Source organism: Planococcus sp. NCCP-2050 (assembly GCF_023708025.1).
Classification (GTDB): domain Bacteria; phylum Bacillota; class Bacilli; order Bacillales_A; family Planococcaceae; genus Planococcus.
The window spans coordinates 1,204,078-1,224,606 of the sequence record NZ_BRCX01000001.1 but is presented as its reverse complement, the minus strand read 5'-3'; the positions used below and the strand labels follow the sequence as shown (position 1 = coordinate 1,224,606).

Sequence of the window (20,529 nt, the reverse complement as noted above, 5' to 3'; positions counted from 1 at the left end):
ATAAAGCAGGGGCTCAGCGTCTTATAATTTGGCAGCTTCGAAAAGGTAATCGCTAATAACACGAAGTCCCTTATCGAAATTCTCCAAATGGAAATGTTCGTTTGGCGCATGGAAGTTTTCAGATGCTAAACCGAAGCCCATCAACACGACAGGAAGCTCAAGAACTTCGTCGAAAACTGCCACGATCGGCACGGAACCGCCCATTCGTGTAAAGGCAGTCGGCACTTGGTAGATCTTTTCATACGATCGGCCAGCCGCTTGGATCGCAGGGTGGTCAAATGGTGTCAAGAAAGGTTTCCCTTTATCAAAATCTGTGATTTCAACAGTAACACCCGCTGGTTTATGGGCATCGATATGTGCGCGCAATTTAGCGACGATGTCGTCAGGGTCTTGGTTGGGAACGAGACGGCATGTGATTTTCGCACTTGCTTCTGCTGGCAATACGGTCTTGATGCCTTCGCCGGAAAAACCGCCAGTGATGCCATTGATCTCCAAAGTCGGGCGAATCCAAGTGCGTTCGACAAAGGAATAGCCTTTTTCACCAAAATCTTCTGTGATGCCAATTTCTTTTTTCTCGTGTTCCAAATCAAATTCAAGCGAAGCAAATTCGGCACGTTCTTCATCTGATACCGGCAAGACGTCTTCGTAAAATCCTTCGACTTGAATGACACCTTCTTTATCGCGGAAAGATTGCAGGATTTCCACCACAGCGTGCAGCGGGTTTTGGACAGCGCCGCCGTATAGGCCGGAATGCAAATCTCCTTTTGGCCCTTTGACATCAATTTGGATCCCGGCTAATCCGCGCAGGCCGTAGCATACAGCTGGACGTCCAGGCCCTTGCATGCCTGTATCTGAAATCACGATGACATCAGCTTTTAGCTGGTCTTTGTTTTGTTCGACATAAAGCGGCAAGTTCGGGCTGCCGACTTCCTCTTCGCCTTCAACGATGAATTTGATGTTGACCGGAAGCTCACCGTTCAATTGAAGCAATGCTTCGACTGCTTTAACATGCATAAAAGTCTGCCCTTTATCGTCGCTGGCACCGCGTGCAAAAAGCTTGTTGTCACGGATTTGCGGATCGAATGGAGCGGATTCCCACAGGTTAAGCGGATCGACAGGCTGGACATCGTAATGGCCATAGACAAGCACTGTTGGCTTGCCCTCCGCATGGAGCCAGTCCGCATAAACGACCGGGTGTCCTTCTGTTTCAAACACTTCAGCATTTTCAAGTCCGGCTTTCAGCATGGCCTCTTTCAGCCATTCAGCGCCTTTGCGGATGTCGTCTTTGTGCTCAGACAATGATGAAATGGAAGGGATGCGCAAAAATGCTTTCAATTCTTCTAAATGTTCTTCACGATGGTCTTTAAAATATTGGTCAATCACTTGTGCATTCATAATATCCCTCAATCCTTCTAATTTTATTATGGGAAAATTATAACATACGAGATATGGTTTTCGACATTTGGAAAATCGCTATGGTATAATTATGGATACGGAAAGAGCTCGTAAAATCTGTGTTTAAAACACTGGAGGAACTAAATTTGTTTATCGCATTAGGATTTTTTTTAATGATGTCGTTTTTCTTGTCAGGAAGCGAAACGGCTTTAACAGCAGTAAATAGGATGAAGGTCCATCTTCGCGCAGAGCAGGGCGATGAAAAATCGCAAAGGCTGCAAAAATTGATTGCGAAGCCGGACCGAATGATTACAACGATTTTAATCGGAAATAATATAGCCAATATCATGTTGCCGACTTTAGTGACGACTATTGCCATCACACGCGGATGGGAAGTGGGGATAGCTACTGCCATTTTAACAGTGGTATTGATTCTATTCGGAGAAGTTTTGCCGAAAACCATCGCAGCAACTTTTGCTGATAAAATGGCCTATATCGTAGCCCCAATCATCTCGATTTTAGTGGCGGTCCTTCGACCATTAACTTGGCTAATTTCACAATTCACGAATATCTTTATTCGCATCATTTCCAAAGGGACTGTTAAAGAAGCCACTTTAACAAAAGAAGAATTGCGCTCAATGGTAGACATTGCGTCTACTGAAGGGACTTTTGAAGAAGGCGAATCTGAACGGATTAAAGGGATTCTCGATTTCCCCAATAAAGACGTTTCGGATGTAATGTCTACTCACCGTACCGATACGGTGGGCATTTCAATCGATTCTACGTATGAAGAAGTTCGCGATTTAATCTTGGATTCTTCATACACCCGTTATCCTGTCTACGAAGAAAGCATGGACAACGTAGTAGGCTTGTTTTATTCAAAGAAACTAATTGAATGGTCAATGGATCCCAATTTAACGCTTCGAGATTTAATGGATGACAACCCGCTATTTGTGGTTCAATCTGTAAGCGTCGAAAAAGTGTTTAAGATGATGCTTGCGAAGAAAAAACATATGGCGGTTATCTTGGATGAATACGGCGGGACATTGGGGATTGTGACCCATGAAGATATTATTGAAGAAATGATTGGCCAGGATATCGAAGACGAAACCGATGATGAAGACGATGAACTTGTTTTTGAAATCACGGATACGCAGCTGATTTGCCATGGCCGCTTGGAAATTGAAGACGTAAATGAAATGTTCGAAGTCGAAGTGCCGGATGACCACGATACCATCGCGGGCTTTGTTATGCAGCAGCTAGGACATGTGCCGGATGAAGGCGAAGAATTTTCTTATGAAAACCTTCATGTGAAAATCAATGAAATGGATCGCAATCGGATCATGCGATTAACGATCACGAAACAAAATGCAACAGAAGAAGTATTTGCTTAAAAGCTTTGTCTCCGGACAAAGCTTTTTTATTTTGAACGTTTTTTTGCCTTTTTCAGTTAACTAAGGAATTCTGCTATTATTCCGGCAATATTACAATTTTGTAAGCAAAATGAAAGTGAGAGCGATAGAGTGAAAGCTTGGCTTGAGGCACAATAAGGGTAACAAGAAAACCGGAACGGTTCGAACGGACCGCATTAAGAAAAAATCGGATGGGGGCAATTATCATGGAAAGTTTATATATAGAGTACAATCGCTACATTTATCACTTGTGTTTAAAACTGACGCGCAATAAAGCGGAAGCAGAGGATTTGATGCAAGAGGTTTGGTTGAAGGTCGTGCGCTATGAATCATCAATTCAGGAAGTCGATCACGTAAAAGCTTGGCTGACTACGATTTGCATGAATACTTTCCGTGATCGTTACCGCAAGAATGTCCGACGCAGCAAACACATCCAGCAGCAGCCGGAAGGGCTTGACGTTTCCTTATTGGATTTGATTCCTACAGACGAAGCGGGAGCACCTGAACTTCTAGAGCAACAAGATGTATCGGTAATGATCCGTAGCAAGATTTCAGAGCTGGACGCCATTTACCGGACAACGATTGTGTATTTCTATGTGCACCAATTGTCATTGATCGAAATAGCTGAAGCGATGAAAGTTTCAATCGGAACGGTGAAATCGCGTTTGTTCCGAGGCAAACAGCGCCTGAAAGATATGCTTTTAGAAGACGCACGCACACGGGAATACGTCCAAACAGCTTAAGAGCGAATTAACTAAAGAATTTAGAAGCCAATCGATTTCGTCGATTGGCTTTTTTTTACAATTAATTAATAAATTCCTTTTCTGTTCTTATTGCTATAATAAGACCAGAGGAGATGAATCGATTGAAGAGAAGAGCAAGAAATTGGAGCAAGCGCAGAAGAATCGTCTACGCCACCGCAGGCGTTCTCGCGTTGATCTACATTGGCATCATTATTTGGCATACATACAAACCGCTGCCTCCAGGCGTTTCCTATACAAGTGAATTGCATGAAGTGGAACAAGTAGAGATGTTTTATGATCTTTCGTATGCGCAAGATAAAAAAGGAACCGGGATGGAACACGAATTAAGGATTTTTGATGAAATCAATGGAATGATTGACCGTGCAGAAGAATTCATCGTTTTGGACTTTTTCCTATTCGATAATTATAACGATCAAAATACGGACTTCCCGGAAGTGGCCGATAGTTTGACCGAACATCTCCTGAAGAAAAAAGAAGCATTTCCCGAGATGCCGATTTATTTTATTACGGACCCGCTGAATCAAGGATATGGATCTTATGACAGCGAATTGCTGGATGCTTTGGAAGAGGCAGGAGTAGAGGTGGTTGTGACGGATCTCGATAAGCTGCGCGATTCAACTCCGTTGTATTCCGGATTCTACCGTGCGTTTTTCCAATGGTTTGATACGGACGGTAAAGGCTGGTTGCCAAATGGCATGTCAAGCGATGCCCCGGATCTGAAATTGGCTTCTTATTTGAAGATGATGAACATCAAAGCCAATCACCGGAAAGCGATCATTACGGAAAAAGAAGCATTAATCAGTTCTGCTAATCCCCATAATGCGAGCGGCTTCCATGGCAATATGGCATTCAAGGTCAGCGGCCCTATTTTGAATGACATATTGGAATCAGAAGAGGCAGCATCGAAAATGTCAGGCGGCCCTGAACTTCCAAGAGTGGAAGCAGAAGAGCAGCAGGGAGAATACCAAGTTCAATATGTAACTGAAGGAAAAATTTTAGATGCGCTGCTCCAAGATTTTGAAAAAGCGAAAAAAGGCGACCGCATCCGATTAGCGATGTTCTATGTGGCAGAAAGTGATATTGTAGAAGCGCTGACTGAAGCAGCGAACCGGGGAGTGGAAGTCCAATTGATCTTGGACCCGAACCAGAACGCATTCGGCAATGAGAAAACGGGGCTGCCAAACCGTCCCGTAGTCAATGAAATGCTCGAAGAGTCGGATGATCAAGTACAGGTCCGCTGGTACAATACCGTGATTGGCCAGTTCCATACAAAAACCATCATGATTGAAACGGCGGAAGAAACAATTATTTCCGGCGGGGCCGCCAACTACACAGAGCGGGCTCTCGATAATTACAATCTGGAAAACAATATCCGCATCATTGCACCGAATGACAGTGAGCTGACGGACAATATGAATACTTATTTTGATCGTCTTTGGGAAAATGAAGATGCGCTTTATACGTTGGATACCGAGGAGTACCAAGATACTTTTTCATTCCTGCAGCGCGGCATTTATGGATTCCAGAAGTTGTTCAAGCTGACGACCTATTAAAAAAAGGCTTTTCGCATTTATCTGCGAAAAGCCTTTTTTAGTCTTTAAAAGAAATGATTTTTAATTTGCGAGCCGGATTTATTATAAAGTCGATTGCTTTCCAGCATTGACCCATTCTTCGACGTTCCAGACTTTGGTTGCAAGTCCTTCGTAGAATTCAGGTTCGTGGCTGACCAGTACGATCGTGCCTTTATAAGCTTGCATCGCACGTTTCAATTCAGCTTTGGCATCGATGTCCAAGTGATTCGTCGGCTCATCGAAAATCAGCCAATTGCTTTCTTCCATCATCAATTTGCATAGACGGACTTTGGCTTGTTCGCCACCGCTTAGTTGCGTCATCGATCTGGAAATGTGTTCGTTTTTCAAACCGGTGCGCGCAAGGGCTCCACGGACTTGGCCTTGATCCAAACTTGGATACGCTGCCCAGATTTCATCCAGCGGCGTATGCGTAGGCGCTTTGACTTCCTGCTCAAAATAGCTAGGCGTCAAATATTCTCCGCGCAGCACATTGCCGTCGAGCGGTTTGATCTTGCCAAGCATCGTTTTTAGCAGCGTCGATTTACCGACGCCGTTCATGCCGACAAGCGCGATTTTTTCTCCGCGTTCGATCATGAAGGTAAGCGGCGGAAGAAGCGGCTTATCGTAGCCGATCGTCAAAGCTTCGGCTTCTACGACATAACGGCTCGGGCTCCGTGTTTCTTTAAACGAAAATTGCGGTTTTGCTGCAATTTCCGGTTTTTCAATCCGGTCCATCCGGTCCAATTGCTTTTGGCGCGATTTAGCACGGCCGGTAGTTGAAGCGCGGGCTTTGTTTTTCGCGATAAAAGTTTCGGTTTTCTTGATCATGTCTGCTTGTCTTTCATAAGCATCCAAATGCTGCTTTTTCGCTAGTTCCGCAAGCTCGATGAATTTTTCATACGTAGCGGTATAGCGGGACAGGCGCGAGAATTCCAAATGGAAAATGACGCCCGTGACACTGCTCATAAACTCGGTATCATGCGAAATCAACAAGAACGCATGCGGGTAATTCTTCAAGTAATTGACGAGCCACTGGATGTGCTCTTCATCCAGATAGTTGGTCGGCTCATCGAGCAAAAGGACTTTCGGTTTTTCAAGCAATAGTTTCGCAAGCAGCAATTTCGTGCGCTGGCCGCCGGAAAGAGCTTCAACCGGACGTTCAAGGCCGATGGCATCCAGGCCAAGCCCGCGTGCAATCTCTTCGATTTTCACATCAAGCGTATAGAAATCGCCAGCGTCCAAGGCATCTTGGACCTCCGCCATTTCTTCTAATAATTCTTCCAAGCGATCCGGATCTGCTTCGCCCATTTGCATGGCGATATTGTTCAATTCCGCTTCTTTTTCATAAAGAGGCAAGAACGCGTCCTGCAAAGTTTCACGGATGGTGCGCCCAGGCGTCAATTGCGTGTGCTGATCCAAATACCCATAATGCGTTTTCGGCTGCCATTCAACGCGGCCGGAATCGTACATGATCTTTCCTGTTAAAATATTCATCAAAGTCGATTTGCCGACGCCGTTTGCGCCGACAAGGCCAACATGTTCGCCTTCCACTAAACGGAACGACACATCATTGAAAAGCGTGCGGTCACCGAAAGTGTGGCTTAAATTCTCTACTGTTAATAAACTCATTTATTGTATTCCTCCATTATTTAAGAAAAGTGTAAGCGCCTTGACAGCCCCGACAAGCGCTGGAGGCTCAATCGAAAATGGCGTACTTTGCCATTGGCGATTGGGCAGAAGCGACCTCGAGGGGCTAGGCGCTGGAACTGGACAAAAGAAAAGTGTAAGCGCCATAGAAAAGCGGAAGCGGCCGTTTAGATTCGAAGGGCGTAAGACGATTTGGCGAAGCGGTGTATTTCCAACCGCACAGCCGAAGTGGCTTATGACCCGAGAATCTGGCTGCTGCAGCTAGACAGCAAGTTCAGCCCCGACAAGCGCTGGAGGCTCAATCGAAAATGGCGTATTTTGCCATTGGCGATTGGGCTGAAGCGACCTCGAGGGGCTAGGCGCTGGAACTGGACAAAAGAAAAAGATAAAGGCCATGAAAGGTTAAACAAACTGGGGCGAAACGCCAAAAAAAAATTCGCGGGCTAGAGTTCCGCGAGTTTTTTGTTTAATTCCGCAAGTCGCTGTTCCATTTTTTCCAATCGTTCTTCTGCTTGCTCGACCATCCGAGCATGGCCAGTGGTCTCTAATTTTTCAATATCCCCTTGGTGGCGGACATAATCGCTTTTCAAATCAGCAATCTCAAACTCGATTTCTTGTTTGTTCATACGATTCACCCTTAGATTTTTTTCTATTATAGCATAAATTCCATATTATTAAATCCCTGACGGCTCGGTTCTCGCTTTTCAATACCAGGCCAAACCCTCTATAATGGTCAAATAGTCGGGCTGGAAATGGAATCAGCCCTAAATTACAGACATGGAGGTACCTATCATCGATTCTTTATTATTCGATCTCATGCTGATTCTTTTCCTTGGCGTTCTGTCGCAATGGATTGCGTGGCGATTGCAGCTTCCTGCGATTGTGATGATGTCCATTGCCGGCTTGGTCGTAGGGCCGTTTTTCGGCATCATTTCGCCATCGGAAAGTTTCGGTGATTTATTCAACCCAATCATTTCATTGGCTGTGGCCATTATTTTATTTGAGGGGAGCCTGAATTTAAACTTCAAAGAAATAAAAACGTTTAGCAAACCGGTCCTGCGGATCGTCACGCTCGGAGCGTTTATCGCCTGGATTGCGGGATCACTCGCAGCCCATTACTTGGCAGGCTTGTCGATCGCGGTTTCTTTTGTAATCGGCGGCTTGTTCATCGTAACGGGACCCACTGTGATTTTGCCTATGCTGCGCCAGGCGAAATTAAAAGCGCGGCCAGCCGCAATCCTGAAATGGGAAGGCATCGTCGTCGATCCGTTTGGGGCGTTGCTTGCTTTGTTCGCTTTCCAATTTGTGCTGTTTGCGATGGGCGAAGAATCGGCTGCGGCATTTGGCTTGTTCTTCTTGGCGGCGCTCTTCGCTGTCTTGCTCGGTTTACTCGCGGGATGGGGAATGGGGCGCATGTTCGAGAAAGGGCAAGTGCCAGAATTCTTGAAATCGCCGATGGTCTTTGCCGTGGTGCTGCTGGTGTTTGCCGTTTCAGATATGGTGATGCATGAAACAGGGTTGCTTGCCGTCACGGCGATGGGGATCATGATGGCGAATATGAACATTACGTCGATCAATGAAATGCGCCATTTTAAAGAAAATATCTCTGTTTTATTGATTTCGAGCATATTTGTCATGTTGACTGCTTCATTAAGTCTGGAAGTGCTTCTCAAGATTTTGAATTGGCAAATCATCGCCTTTGTGTTGGCCATGCTATTTGTGGTTCGCCCTTTATCGATTTGGCTTTCTACAATCGGTACCGACCTGACCAATCAGGAGAAAACTTTGATCGGCTGGATTGCACCGCGCGGAATCGTCGCATTGACGGTATCCGGATATTTTGCCAGCACTTTGCTTGAAGCGGGATTTGAAGACGCAGAACTCTTGACGGCGTTGACTTTTGCCTTGGTGTTTTCAACGGTAGTGGCGCATGGGTTCAGCATCAGCTGGCTAGGAAAGAAACTGGGCCTTGCTTCATCTGATGAACCGGGTATTTTAATTGTCGGCAGCAGCCGCTTTAATATCAGGCTCGCGGAAATTCTGCGTACGCTCAATAAAAACGTTTTGATAATGGACCCGGCGTGGGGCAGTTTACAGCTCGCTCGCCAATTGGGAATTCCGAATTTTGTAGGGGAAATTTTATCCGAGCATACGGAATATGAACTCGACTTGACGCCTTATGAAACGATGATTGTAGCGACGGATACCGATTCCTATAACTCGTTGGTGGTGAATAATTTCGTGCCGGAGTTAGGGCGCGTGAATTTATACCAGACGGCGATCCACATCGGCAATCCTGCTGATTTCCATTCATCGCTCAGCGGCCGTACTTTATTCGGCTCCGAGTGGAATATCCATGCACTCGAAGCGAAAATTGATGAAGGCTATGCAATGCGTAAAACGCAATTGACGGAGCAATACACCTACGCTGATTTCCAGGAGAAGTCGGTTGAAGGGACAATTCCTCTCTTTATCGAGCGGGCGCAAGGGAAAATTGAATTCTTTACGGATGAAAATAAGATGGAAGCGAAAATCGGCGACACGATTGTCAGCTTCTCGCCGCCTGCGCACCAGGAAAATCGGATTCAAGGAAAGCTGGAAACCAGTCGCTTAAAAAGTGAAACTCAGTCTAAAGAATGAAATTCGGATTTCGTAAGATTTATCGATGCGTATAACGAAACGGTCTTTGCTATGATGAAGATAACAAAGCTGCTCGGCAGATACGCATTCAAGGAGGATTTTCTTATGAAGATTTTATTAGTGGACGGCACCATTATCGGGAGAAAAACAGGAGCCATTTTAGAACAGGTGAAAACATATATCCAAGATTTCAATCAGGAAATGGAATTGGTGATTTTGAACCTGGCCGAATATGAGCACCAGTTCGTCGATGGCCGGCCGCTCGGCGAATACAATAAAGACATGCAGGAAATCGTTCATCGCTTCGAAAATGCGGACGGCTACATCATTGCGACGCCGATTTTCCAAGGTTCGATTCCCGGTGTCTTGAAAAACACATTCGATATGCTGCATCCGCGGACGATGCGCTACAAGCCGGTTTCAATCGTAGCGAATGGCGGAACGTATCAGCATCACTTGGTTATTGAAAATCAGCTGAAGCCGATTCTTGATTATTTCCGCTGCCTTGTTACGCCGAACTACGTCTACACGCATACGAGCCATTTTGATGAAACCAATACCATTATCAATGAAGACGTTCACGACCGCTTGCGTGAGCTGGCCCGTGTTTTCGTGGAATATGCAGAAATGAGCAAGAACCTTTCGAAAGAAACGATTGATAATCCGTAATTTGCAGAAAAAACCTCCCGCGGGAGGTTTTTTTGTTTTGATGAATACGCCCAGTAGTGGCTGAAATACGCTCAGTTAAATGAAAAATACGCCCAGTTGCCAATCAAATACGCCCAGTAACACCGAAAATACTATTCCAAATTTCTTCGGAGATCCATTTCAGGGATGACATAGCGTAGGCTTTTTTGATTGCCGATAGTCTGGAAATTGCAATTTTGAAGAATAGTCCAGGCATTTGTACGCGACTGTATGCCGGTAAATTTGCGGAATTCCCGATTCGAGATTGTGGGACCTACGAGCAGGCGATAGTCCTGAAGCGCTACCAGATGAGCATCTTTCGTCTTGTACAAACAAGCTGGACAGCGCCAAAAGCTGCGAGAGTAATTCATTTTGCTGCCTGGACAATAGGTGCAGAAAACACCTTCTAAAAGGGGATAGGAAATTGCTGGTGGTGCAGGAGTCTGCAATGGGGGTTGCAAGGAAAGAATCTGTTCATAATAATAGTCAATATCAATTTTATCCGATTTTCGAAAGTTGGAAATCAGTTCGTCAAGGACGAATGGAAGGCCTGAAAGGTGGATGACTCGCCGTTTAATATTTTTTATTTCTAATATGGCAGAAGTGTTTGTGAAAATAGCAATGCCGATTATTGGAATTTTTTCGCCTATTAGGCGGCGCATCAGTTTTTCATGCCGATAAAGTTGATCGTCTGGGTTTGCCATACCAGTCACAATTCCATTAAGTGTACGGGTAAATTGGCGCTTCTGTCCGTCCATTTGAATCAGGCCGCGGATATTCTTCACTTCGACTAAGACAATAAAAGACGGGAAGATACAGATTCCATCAATTTGATGGCCTTGTTTGTTGAAGTCGGGTACCACTTTGAAGAGCGTGTCAGCTGCATATTCGGAACAGGCTCTGTCAAATTGGATCTCGCCAGCGAATCCCGCTGAACGCCTTCGTACTTTTTCTTTTATTAATAAATAATTCCTGTTTATGGGAGAAGTCCGTGCAAGCAACGCTTCCTGATACATCAGCCGGTATGGACGAGACCGTTTGATTGGGTGCAAATGCATCAATCCTTTCGTTTAAATTGAACATACTATACCTTTTAAAGAGAAGAATATCAATGGGATTTGAAAATACGCTCAGTAGTCGATAAAATACGCACAGTAGTGACTGAAATACGCTCAGTTAAATGAAAAATACGCCCGATAGCCAGTCAACCATGCTCAACCCCCGCCAAAAGCCAGCAAATCCGGAAGATGTTATAATTAATCCATATAGAAATGAGGGTGACCATAAATGAAATCAGTAGTACTAGCAGAAAAGCCATCCGTGGCGCGCGATATTGCACGCGTTCTTGGATGTTCACAAAAAGGCAACGGTTATTTGGAAGGCAAGCAATACATTGTGACTTGGGCGCTTGGCCATTTGGTGACACAGGCGCAGCCGGAGCAATATGACAACGACTTTAAGGAATGGAAGATGGAGAACTTGCCGATCATTCCGAATCCGTTTAAACTCGTGCCGATCAAACAGTCAATGAAACAATACAACGCTGTAAAAGCGCAGCTGTCGAGAGGCGACGTCAATGAAGTCATCATTGCGACCGATGCCGGGCGTGAAGGGGAGCTTGTCGCGCGCTGGATTTTAGAGAAAACGAAAACGCGCAAGCCGATCAAGCGCTTGTGGATTTCGTCCGTGACGGACAAAGCGATCAAAGACGGCTTCAACAATCTGAAAGACGGCAAAGCTTACGAAAACTTATATCAAGCGGCAGTTGCCCGTTCAGAAGCGGACTGGGTCGTCGGCATTAATGCGACGCGCGCGTTGACCGTGAAATACAATGCGCAATTATCGACTGGCCGCGTGCAGACGCCGACGCTTGCGATGATTGCAGAACGCGAAAAGCAGATCCGCAATTTCCAGCCGAAGCCGTATTACGGCATGCAGGCGATTACGGACAATGCTGCCTTCACTTGGACGGACGGCAATTCGACGCAGTCTTTCGATAAAGAAAAAATCGATAAGCTGTTCAGCAAACTTCAAAATACACATGAAGGAACAGTTACTGACGTAAAAGTCACGCCGAAGAAACAGCCGGCTCCGCCTTTATTCGACTTGACCGAACTTCAAAAAGAAGCCTACAAGCGCTATAGCTGGTCGGCGAAAGAGACGCTGAACACGCTGCAAGGCTTGTACGAGCGCTACAAAATCGTTACCTATCCGCGGACAGACTCGAAGCATTTGACGTCCGATATGAAAGGGACGTTGAAAGACCGCATCAAAGCGGTGCAAGTCGGACCGTATCGCGCGCTTGCCGCGACTATCCTGAAAACGCCGGTGGCTCCGCAAAAAGGCGTGATCGATGATAGTAAAGTCAGCGATCACCATGCGATTATCCCGACGGAGGAAACACCGCAGCTCCACAACTTGTCCGACAAAGAGCATAAATTATACGACATGATCGTCAAGCGCTTCCTGGCTGTCTTCTATCCGGCGTACGAATACGACCAGACGACGGTGAAAATCACCGCAGGAGGCGAAACGTTCCAGACGAAAGGCAATACGATCCGCAACGAAGGATGGAAACGCATCTATAAAGACGACGAAGAAGACGGCGATTCCACGCTGCCGCCATTTGAAAAAGGCAAGAAGCTGTCGATTAAAGGCATCGCTTTAACCGATGGCAAAACGAAGCCGCCTGCCTTCTTCAATGAAGGAACTTTGCTTGGTGCGATGGAAAATCCGTCCCAGTTCATGGCCGGCGAGTCGAAGGAATTGATCCAGACACTCGGTGAAACAGGCGGGCTCGGGACAGTGGCGACGCGTGCGGACATCATCGACAAATTGTTCAATACGTTCTTGATCGAGAAAAAAGGCAAGGATTTGACCATCACATCAAAAGGCCGGCAATTGCTGGAGCTTGTTCCGGAAGATCTCAAGTCGCCGAAACTTACAGCGGATTGGGAGCAGCAGCTCAATAAAATCGCCAAAGGGCAATTGAAAAAAGAGCAGTTCATGAAAGAGATGATTGCGTTCGCCGAGAAATCCGTGTCGGATATCAAGAAGAGCGATAAGAAATTCAAGCATGATAACGTCACTGGCAAGATGTGCCCGGACTGCGGCAAACCGCTTCTTGAAGTCAATGGCAAACGCGGCAAGATGAATGTCTGCCAAGACCGCGAATGCGGCTACAAGAAACAAGTGGCGATGCTGACCAATGCCCGCTGCCCGAATTGCCATAAGAAATTGGAAATGCAAGGGGAAGGCGATGGCAAGATTTTCGTCTGCAAATGCGGACATCGCGAAAAATTGTCGGCATTTGAAAAACGCCGCAATAACAATCAGTCGAAAGCGAATAAGAAAGACGTCAATAAATTCTTAAAACAACAAGAAGAGCCGCCGGCAAACACTGCGATGGCTGAAGCTCTGAAAAAATTATTAAATCAAAACGATTAGAAATCGATTGAATTTGATGATATGCTGTTGAAAATGAACAGTGAAAGGCAGAGATGGTGCGAGTGGCGAAGAAAATTGCGAAAACCAATGCAGCCCGAATATTAGATAAAGAAAGCATTTCCTATGACATTCTTCAATACGAACCTGGCGACGGGTTGAATGACGGCGTATCCGTTGCAGCTAAGATTGGCCAAGATGCGGAACTCGTCCATAAAACCTTGGTGACGGTCGGAAGTTCCAAGCAGCATTACGTATTTGTCATTCCGGTTGCGGAAGAGCTGGATTTAAAAGCGGCGGCTAAAGCGGCAGGCGAGAAAAGGATTGAAATGATAGCGGTCAAAGAACTCCAAGGTTTGACCGGCTATATCCGTGGCGGCTGCTCGCCGCTCGGCATGAAAAAACTATTTCCGACGTTTATTTCAGCATCTGCTGAGCAGATGGCTGAAATCATTGTATCGGCTGGAAAAGTCGGAATGCAGCTAAAGCTTCGACCCAACGATCTAGCGAAAGCGACAAACGCCAAATTTGCCGCAATCACTGTGGCGGCAAATTGAAAAATCCGTCCATTCACTTGAGTGGATGGATTTTTCATAATACATAGCAGAAAGAAGGATGAAAATGAGGCGTTCGCTGTTCTACCGCTGGCTGTTTTTTATTGTCGGCTTGATCATCATGTCTTTCGGTTTCACGCTGGTCCTAAAAGCAGACAAATTAGGCATCAGCCCATGGGATGTGCTGCACGTGGGGCTGCATCTTAACTTCGGTTTGACCATTGGCAGTTGGGTAGTCATCATGGGGCTCGCCATCATTTTGTTCACGATGCTCTTCACGAAAAAGTTGCCGCAAATCGGCGCTTTTTTGAATATGCTGCTGGTCGGTGCATTTATCGATATCTTCAACTTCCTGATTCCGGATATCACGACGTGGACAGGGCAAGTGCTGATCTTGATTGCGGGAATCATCATATCCGGCTATGGCGTCGGGATTTACGTAGCCCCGAAAATCGGTGCCGGCCCGCGTGATGGACTCATGCTCGTCATCAACGAGAAAACCGGCATCAGCATCAGCTGGGCAAAGACCATTATTGAAGTGTTTGCGGCAGTAGCTGGCTGGTTGCTTGGCGGTCCGGTGGGAATCGGGACGATTGCGGTTGCCCTTTTAACCGGCAAAATCGTTCAGGCGGCATTGCCTTTATTTGAAAAAATGCTTAAGAAAATCATTGGAAGAAAAAGCGACGTTCCACCCGTTTTGAAGATTTAGCGCCCGGTTCAGAGAGTTGAATCCGGGCTCTTTTTATGGTATAAATAAAACCTAGTAAGTCTATTGGTTTTATAGAAAAACCATCCAAAGGAGAATTGAAATGGGACGAGAGTTCGTAGAAATTTTTGATGAATGGGTTCACACTTATGATGATTCAGTAAATGGAAAAGACAAAGAATACGAAGATGTCTTCGTTAAATATAATGAGATTTTGCAAGCAGTCGCAGACCGGGCAATCGAGCCGGTAATTGAGTTCGGAGTAGGTACGGGCAACTTGACGCAAAAGATGGTGGACCGCGGGCTTGAAGTAGTGGGCATTGAGCCGAATCAGGCGATGCGCGAAGCAACAGCCGAAAAGTTTCCGGCATTGAAAATCATTGACGGTGACTTTTTAGAGTTCGAGCAGCCGGTTAACGTGAAAAGTTTTACGAGTACGTATGCTTTTCATCACTTGACCGATACCGAGAAAGCGCAGGCGTTTAAACTTTACGCAGAAAAGCTTCCGGCAGGCGGAAAAGTGGTATTTGCGGATACCGTCTTTAAATCCGAAGAAGCAAAACAGCAAATGATTGAATTTGAAGAGTCGCGTGGGTATGCTAATCTAGTAGAAGATTTAAACCGAGAATATTACACGACCTTGCCGGTGATGAAAGAATTGATCGAAGCAGCAGGATTCGAAGTCGAGTTTACGCAGCTCAATAATTACGTGTATCTGATTGACGCGACAAAACAGTAAGATTGAAAAGAAATTTTTATACTAAGGGAGACGATTCACTTGAAAAAAATGAATGTTGAAAGCTTTAACTTAGACCATACAAAAGTAGTGGCGCCTTATGTACGCTTAGCTGGAGAAAAAACAGGGGCGAATGGCGATACGATCAAGAAATACGATATCCGCTTTAAACAGCCGAACAAAGAGCATATGGATATGCCAGGCCTTCACTCGCTAGAACATATGATGGCGGAACATAGCCGCAACCATTCAGACCAAATCATCGATATCGGGCCTATGGGCTGCCAGACCGGCTTTTATCTGTCTGTTATCAACCACGATGATTACGAAGACATTCTCCGCATTTTGGAAAACACATTGACGGATGTGATTGCAGCTGACGAAGTGCCGGCGTGCAACGAAGTCCAATGCGGATGGGCTGCAAGCCATAGTTTAGAAGGCGCGAAAGAATTAGCGCGTGAAATGCTGGCTAAAAAAGACGAATGGCGCCAAGTGTTCGCCGAAGAAACTGTTTAAGGGGAATGGGCATGAACATTGCAAAGAGCATTCAGCAGTTGATCGGGAACACACCGGTTCTGGAATTGACGAATATTGAAATTCCGAATGGCTGCCGGATTTTTGCCAAACTTGAATTCTTTAACCCAGGCGGCAGCGTAAAAGACCGCCTGGGTGTTTCGTTGATAGAAGATGCAGAGCGGCGCGGTGTCTTAAAGCCAGGCGGTACGATGATTGAACCAACTGCCGGAAATACCGGAATCGGCCTGGCGCTTGCTGCAATCGGAAAAGGCTACCAAGTGAAATTTGTGGTGCCTGAGAAATTCAGCCAGGAAAAACAGGCCTTGATGCGCGCACTTGGAGCTGAAGTGATCAACACACCAACTGAACTTGGGATGAAAGGCGCAATTGCAAAAGCGAATGAATTAGCTAAAGAGCTGGATGCATTTTCCCCATCCCAATTTTCAAATCCAGCGAATCCGGAGACCTATGTCCGGACACTCGGCCCCGAATTATGGGAAGCGCTGGATGGCAAAATCGACGTATTTGTAGCAGGTGCCGGATCTGGCGGAACATTTGCCGGGACGTCGCGGTTTTTGAAGTTGAAACGGGAAACCATCAAGACGGTGATTGTGGAGCCGGAAGGATCGATCATCAATGGCGGGGAATCCGGCCCTCATTTAACGGAAGGCATCGGCATGGAGTTTTTGCCTGCCTATATGGACCACTCCCATTTTGAGGCCATCCACACCATCTTGGATAAAGAAGCATTTGCTGCTGTTGGCGAATTGGCGAGAAAAGAAGGTTTATTAGTAGGAAGCTCTTCAGGTGCAGCATTTGTTGCTGCGATGAGAGAAGCCGAGACAGCTAAACCAGGAAGCCATATTGTCACGATTTTTGCAGATTCAAGCGAACGTTATATGAGCCAGAATATATATGGTAGAACATTTGAGGAGGATCATTCATGAAACCGAAAACAAGATTAATACATGGCGGCATTTTTGGAGACGAAGCGACAGGCGCCGTATCCACACCGATTTACCAAGTAAGCACATACAAGCAGGAAGCCGTTGGGAAATTCAAAGGCTATGAATATTCACGTACAGGAAACCCGACGCGCCATGCACTCGAAGAATTGATTGCAGACGTGGAATATGGACATGCCGGATTTGCATTCGGTTCCGGAATGGCGGCCATTTCTTCTGTCATGATGTTATTTTCAGCAGGCGATCACATCATCTTAACGGATGATGTGTACGGCGGAACTTACCGTGTGGTCAATAAAGTCTTGAACCGCTTCGGCCTTGAATTCACTTTTGTAGATACAGGCGATTTGGAAGCGATCGAAGCCGCTGTAAAAGCGAATACGAAAGCGATTTTCATCGAAACACCGACGAATCCTTTGTTGAAAGTAACGGATATTGAAGCGGTTTCGGCTTATGCAAAATCGAAGAACTTATTGACGATTGTCGACAATACATTTATGACGCCTTATTTGCAGAACCCGTTGAAATTGGGCGCAGATATTGTCTTGCATAGTGCGACAAAATACATCGGTGGACACAGTGATGTCGTGGCTGGGCTTGTCGTGGTCAATTCAGAGCAATTAGCGACGGATATGCATTTTGTCCAGAATTCTGTAGGCGCCATCTTAGGGCCGCAAGATTCTTGGCTATTGATGCGCGGGTTGAAGACGCTAGGCATCCGTATGGAAGAAGCGGTAGCGAATGCACAGAAAATCGCTGAATTCCTGGATCAGCATGAAGCAGTCAATGCCGTCATCTATCCTGGATTGCCGAATCACACGGGACACGAATTGATGAAAAAACAGGCAACCGGTTTCGGTGCGATGATTTCATTTGATGTCGGCAGCCGTGAAAAAGCGGGCGAATTGTTGGCGAAATTGCGTTACTTCACCTTAGCGGAAAGCTTGGGTGCTGTTGAAAGTTTGATTTCAGTGCCTGCACAAATGACGCATGCTTCGATTCCTGTTGAACGCCGCGGTGAGCTTGGGATCCTTGAAGGCCTTGTACGGATTTCCGTCGGGATTGAAGATGTAGAAGACTTGATCGAAGATCTTGAGAATGCTTTAAAATAAATCATGATAAAAAACCGCCATTTGGCGGTTTTTTTGTGTCTATGAGAGTAAAATTTACTAAAAAATAATTTTTTTAATAATTTTCCAAATTTTCATTAGCAATAAATACCTCAAATTTCGAAATCCGAAATAAACCATTTACCTCATTCGTCTGAATAGTCTGCATGTTATTATTTTATTCAGCTATAAAATTCTGACAACTTGAGAGGGGTAAAAATAACATGGTTAAAAGCAAGTGGGTTTCCATTCTTTCAGCAAGTGCTCTAGCATTGTCGTTAATGGTGCCGGCAGCAGCTGCACCAACGGAAGCGGCAACAACATCAATGACAAAAGCGGAATGGAACAGTGAACGATACGGGGACCGTGTCGACATCGACCAAACCTTAAATGACATGGCGCAAGATGAAGCGTTCATGAAACAAGCCGATAAAAAAATCAAAGCCCAGGCCAATGATGTGGCGGCTTCTGACGCTGAAGAATCAGCTGATGGTCCATTTACATACGACGGAGGAACTAAATTATTCCTAGACCGCAACTTGTCGTTTAAAGAATTCACTTTGCGCAGCGTAGGCGATAATGTGGAAATCTGGGTAGCGAATGATTTGGCTTACGGCCCGGATAACCCAAAACCCGCTGATGTCGTAACGCAGGCGCAAGTAGATAAATTGAAAGCGGAATTCGACAGCAATATCTATCCGAAAGCGACTGGATTCTTCGGAATGCCGGATCAGCTTGATGGTTCAAATGCGACAGTTCCAGGAATGGTCGGATTGCCTGAAGATTATTACGAAGGCTCAGACAAAGTCATCATGCTCGTTGACAATGTACAAGATGAAGGTTGGAACGACCCGTCGTATCCATTCTTCGTAGCCGGCTTCTTCTGGCAGACGCTTGAAAACTATACAGACCGCAATATCATCACAATCGATACGAATTCATGGGAAACACGCCTAGAGTCGACATTCTTCGGAACGACGATCCACGAATTGCAGCATTTGATCCATGCAGACAATGACGGCGCTGAGGAAACGTGGTTGAACGAAGGAATGTCCACTTTCTCTGAATACCTTGGCGGCTACGGACACAGTGAAGGATCCATCAACTTCTATCTGGATCATCCAGAAAACTCACTCGTAAGCTGGGATGAACACGGAACAGCTGAAACCGGTCCGGAAACAATTGCGGACTACGGACAAGTTTATTTATTCACCCTTTATATGTACGATAAATTTGGCCAGGAATTCATCCGTGAATTGGCAGTCGACGGCGAAAAACAAGGCATGGCGAGCGTAGACCAAGTGTTGAAAGACTACGGCACGAACAAAACATTCATTGAAGTCTACCAAGATTTCATGACAGCATTGACACTTGATAGCTCAAAAGTCGACAGCGACTATGATATTGACAGCATCGACCTTCGCGAGTTGCCGGTTGGCACGGACGAGAAAGTGCGCGGCAAAACAATCGATTTTGAAAGTGCAAAAACGTATGAAAAAGCGGGAGTTCCAGCATGGGGCGGCGATTTTAAAGAATTCAACTTTGGCAAAGACGTACGCGGTTTGAAATTTGACGGCGTCGACTTCTTGCCATTGCAATGGAGCACAGTCGCGGATCCTAAAGGATCCGGCAAACAAGTGTTGCATCCGAATAACGGAGACGAGGCGGACCAAGCGTTGATCTTCGGCGCAACGGTGCCAGCAGCAAACCCGACCTTAACATTCGATCACTACTACGATATTGAAGAACAATGGGATTTCGGCATGGTCCAAGTTTCAACAGACAACGGCGAAACATGGAAATCTCTTGAAAACGAAAACACACGCAGTGATGTAGTGGAAGAAGGCTACCCGACCATCAAAGAAAATGTTCCTGGATTTACAGGCACGAACGGTGATTGGGCAACAGAAAGCTTCGACTTGTCAGCTTATGCTGGCAAAGACGTACTGGTTTCATTCCGCAACTTGACGGACTGGGGTTCAAACAACCCAGGCTGGTACATCAAAGACGTGAAACTAGGCAACTTCTCGAATGACGGTTCTTCAACGGATGCATTCCAGTCACTTGGACAATTGAAAGGCGACTACGTGAATTTCACAACGACGTTCATCCAGACGAAGAAAAACGGGAAAGAGCACGTATTCCACGTGAATCCATACAATGTGACGAACCAACAGGCATTGGATCTGAAGCAAGTGCTTCGTGAAGGCAATGTGAAAATGATCACGTCTTATGCAGCTGCTGAAGGCCAGAAAGAAGCGCAGGAATTCAGTTATGAAGTATTGTATAAAGACCAAAAAGGGAAAGACAAAAAAGACAAAAAGAACAAAGGCAAAGGCAATAACAATGGAAAAGGGAAAGGCAATCAATAAGTGAAAAGCGG

General features: G+C 45.8%; 17 protein-coding genes. 13 read left to right on the top strand and 4 right to left on the bottom strand.

The window, feature by feature from the left end; translation table 11 throughout:
- Nucleotides 1-21 precede the first annotated feature (21 nt).
- The gene (locus tag NFU07_RS05950) at nucleotides 22-1,395 is read right to left on the bottom strand and encodes a dipeptidase (protein ID WP_397443702.1); all 1,374 of its coding nucleotides are present in this window, start codon (nucleotides 1,393-1,395) and stop codon (nucleotides 22-24) included.
- Between the two features lie 146 nt (nucleotides 1,396-1,541).
- On the opposite strand from NFU07_RS05950, the gene NFU07_RS05945 reads away from it, so the two are divergent.
- The 3 genes from NFU07_RS05945 to NFU07_RS05935 all read left to right on the top strand — a co-directional run bounded on the left by NFU07_RS05945 (nucleotide 1,542) and on the right by NFU07_RS05935 (nucleotide 5,124).
- Nucleotides 1,542-2,789 (top strand): CNNM domain-containing protein, encoded by a 1,248-nt coding sequence (locus tag NFU07_RS05945; RefSeq protein ID WP_251475797.1) that lies wholly within the window; start codon nucleotides 1,542-1,544, stop codon nucleotides 2,787-2,789.
- Between the two features lie 224 nt (nucleotides 2,790-3,013).
- Nucleotides 3,014-3,550 carry an RNA polymerase sigma factor gene (locus NFU07_RS05940; RefSeq protein WP_052650605.1) on the top strand — a complete coding sequence of 179 codons (537 nt, stop codon included), beginning with the start codon at nucleotides 3,014-3,016 and terminating at the stop codon, nucleotides 3,548-3,550.
- A 113-nt stretch (nucleotides 3,551-3,663) separates the two neighbouring features.
- Nucleotides 3,664-5,124: a phospholipase D family protein gene (locus NFU07_RS05935; protein WP_251475793.1), complete on the top strand. Its 1,461-nt coding sequence runs from the start codon at nucleotides 3,664-3,666 to the stop codon at nucleotides 5,122-5,124.
- Between the two features lie 81 nt (nucleotides 5,125-5,205).
- Here NFU07_RS05935 and abc-f read toward each other — a convergent pair whose 3' ends face one another.
- Entirely contained in the window at nucleotides 5,206-6,771 is a 1,566-nt protein-coding gene (abc-f, locus tag NFU07_RS05930) for a ribosomal protection-like ABC-F family protein (RefSeq protein ID WP_251475792.1), read from the bottom strand.
- 461 nt (nucleotides 6,772-7,232) lie between these two features.
- Nucleotides 7,233-7,415 carry an SE1832 family protein gene (locus NFU07_RS05925; protein ID WP_052650608.1) on the bottom strand — a complete coding sequence of 61 codons (183 nt, stop codon included), beginning with the start codon at nucleotides 7,413-7,415 and terminating at the stop codon, nucleotides 7,233-7,235.
- A 151-nt stretch (nucleotides 7,416-7,566) separates the two neighbouring features.
- On the opposite strand from NFU07_RS05925, the gene NFU07_RS05920 reads away from it, so the two are divergent.
- The gene (locus tag NFU07_RS05920; protein WP_251475791.1) at nucleotides 7,567-9,429 is read left to right on the top strand and encodes a cation:proton antiporter; all 1,863 of its coding nucleotides are present in this window, start codon (nucleotides 7,567-7,569) and stop codon (nucleotides 9,427-9,429) included.
- 105 nt (nucleotides 9,430-9,534) lie between these two features.
- Entirely contained in the window at nucleotides 9,535-10,098 is a 564-nt protein-coding gene (locus NFU07_RS05915; RefSeq protein ID WP_251475789.1) for an NADPH-dependent FMN reductase, read from the top strand.
- 131 nt (nucleotides 10,099-10,229) lie between these two features.
- Here NFU07_RS05915 and NFU07_RS05910 read toward each other — a convergent pair whose 3' ends face one another.
- Nucleotides 10,230-11,168, bottom strand: a complete 939-nt coding sequence (locus NFU07_RS05910) for a nuclease-related domain-containing protein (protein ID WP_251475787.1) — start codon at nucleotides 11,166-11,168, stop codon at nucleotides 10,230-10,232.
- A gap of 235 nt (nucleotides 11,169-11,403) precedes the next feature.
- Between NFU07_RS05910 and NFU07_RS05905 the strand changes: the two genes are divergently transcribed.
- The 8 genes from NFU07_RS05905 to NFU07_RS05870 all read left to right on the top strand — a co-directional run bounded on the left by NFU07_RS05905 (nucleotide 11,404) and on the right by NFU07_RS05870 (nucleotide 20,518).
- Nucleotides 11,404-13,563, top strand: a complete 2,160-nt coding sequence (locus NFU07_RS05905; RefSeq protein WP_251475784.1) for a DNA topoisomerase III — start codon at nucleotides 11,404-11,406, stop codon at nucleotides 13,561-13,563.
- Between the two features lie 62 nt (nucleotides 13,564-13,625).
- Complete coding sequence (gene ybaK / locus NFU07_RS05900) at nucleotides 13,626-14,117, top strand: Cys-tRNA(Pro) deacylase (protein WP_251475783.1); 492 nt, start codon at nucleotides 13,626-13,628, stop codon at nucleotides 14,115-14,117.
- 58 nt (nucleotides 14,118-14,175) lie between these two features.
- Nucleotides 14,176-14,823: a YczE/YyaS/YitT family protein gene (locus NFU07_RS05895; RefSeq protein ID WP_235197151.1), complete on the top strand. Its 648-nt coding sequence runs from the start codon at nucleotides 14,176-14,178 to the stop codon at nucleotides 14,821-14,823.
- Between the two features lie 100 nt (nucleotides 14,824-14,923).
- Nucleotides 14,924-15,559 (top strand): class I SAM-dependent DNA methyltransferase, encoded by a 636-nt coding sequence (locus NFU07_RS05890; RefSeq protein WP_251475780.1) that lies wholly within the window; start codon nucleotides 14,924-14,926, stop codon nucleotides 15,557-15,559.
- Between the two features lie 39 nt (nucleotides 15,560-15,598).
- Nucleotides 15,599-16,072: an S-ribosylhomocysteine lyase gene (locus NFU07_RS05885; RefSeq protein WP_052650615.1), complete on the top strand. Its 474-nt coding sequence runs from the start codon at nucleotides 15,599-15,601 to the stop codon at nucleotides 16,070-16,072.
- An 11-nt stretch (nucleotides 16,073-16,083) separates the two neighbouring features.
- Entirely contained in the window at nucleotides 16,084-17,019 is a 936-nt protein-coding gene (locus NFU07_RS05880; RefSeq protein WP_251475777.1) for a PLP-dependent cysteine synthase family protein, read from the top strand.
- Complete coding sequence (locus tag NFU07_RS05875) at nucleotides 17,016-18,149, top strand: bifunctional cystathionine gamma-lyase/homocysteine desulfhydrase (protein WP_251475776.1); 1,134 nt, start codon at nucleotides 17,016-17,018, stop codon at nucleotides 18,147-18,149. The genes NFU07_RS05880 and NFU07_RS05875 overlap by 4 nt, the downstream gene beginning before the upstream one ends.
- A 221-nt stretch (nucleotides 18,150-18,370) precedes the next feature.
- A complete protein-coding gene (locus tag NFU07_RS05870; RefSeq protein WP_251475774.1) occupies nucleotides 18,371-20,518 on the top strand; it encodes a M6 family metallopeptidase in 2,148 nt (715 codons plus the stop codon).
- The last annotated feature ends 11 nt before the right edge of the window (nucleotides 20,519-20,529 follow it).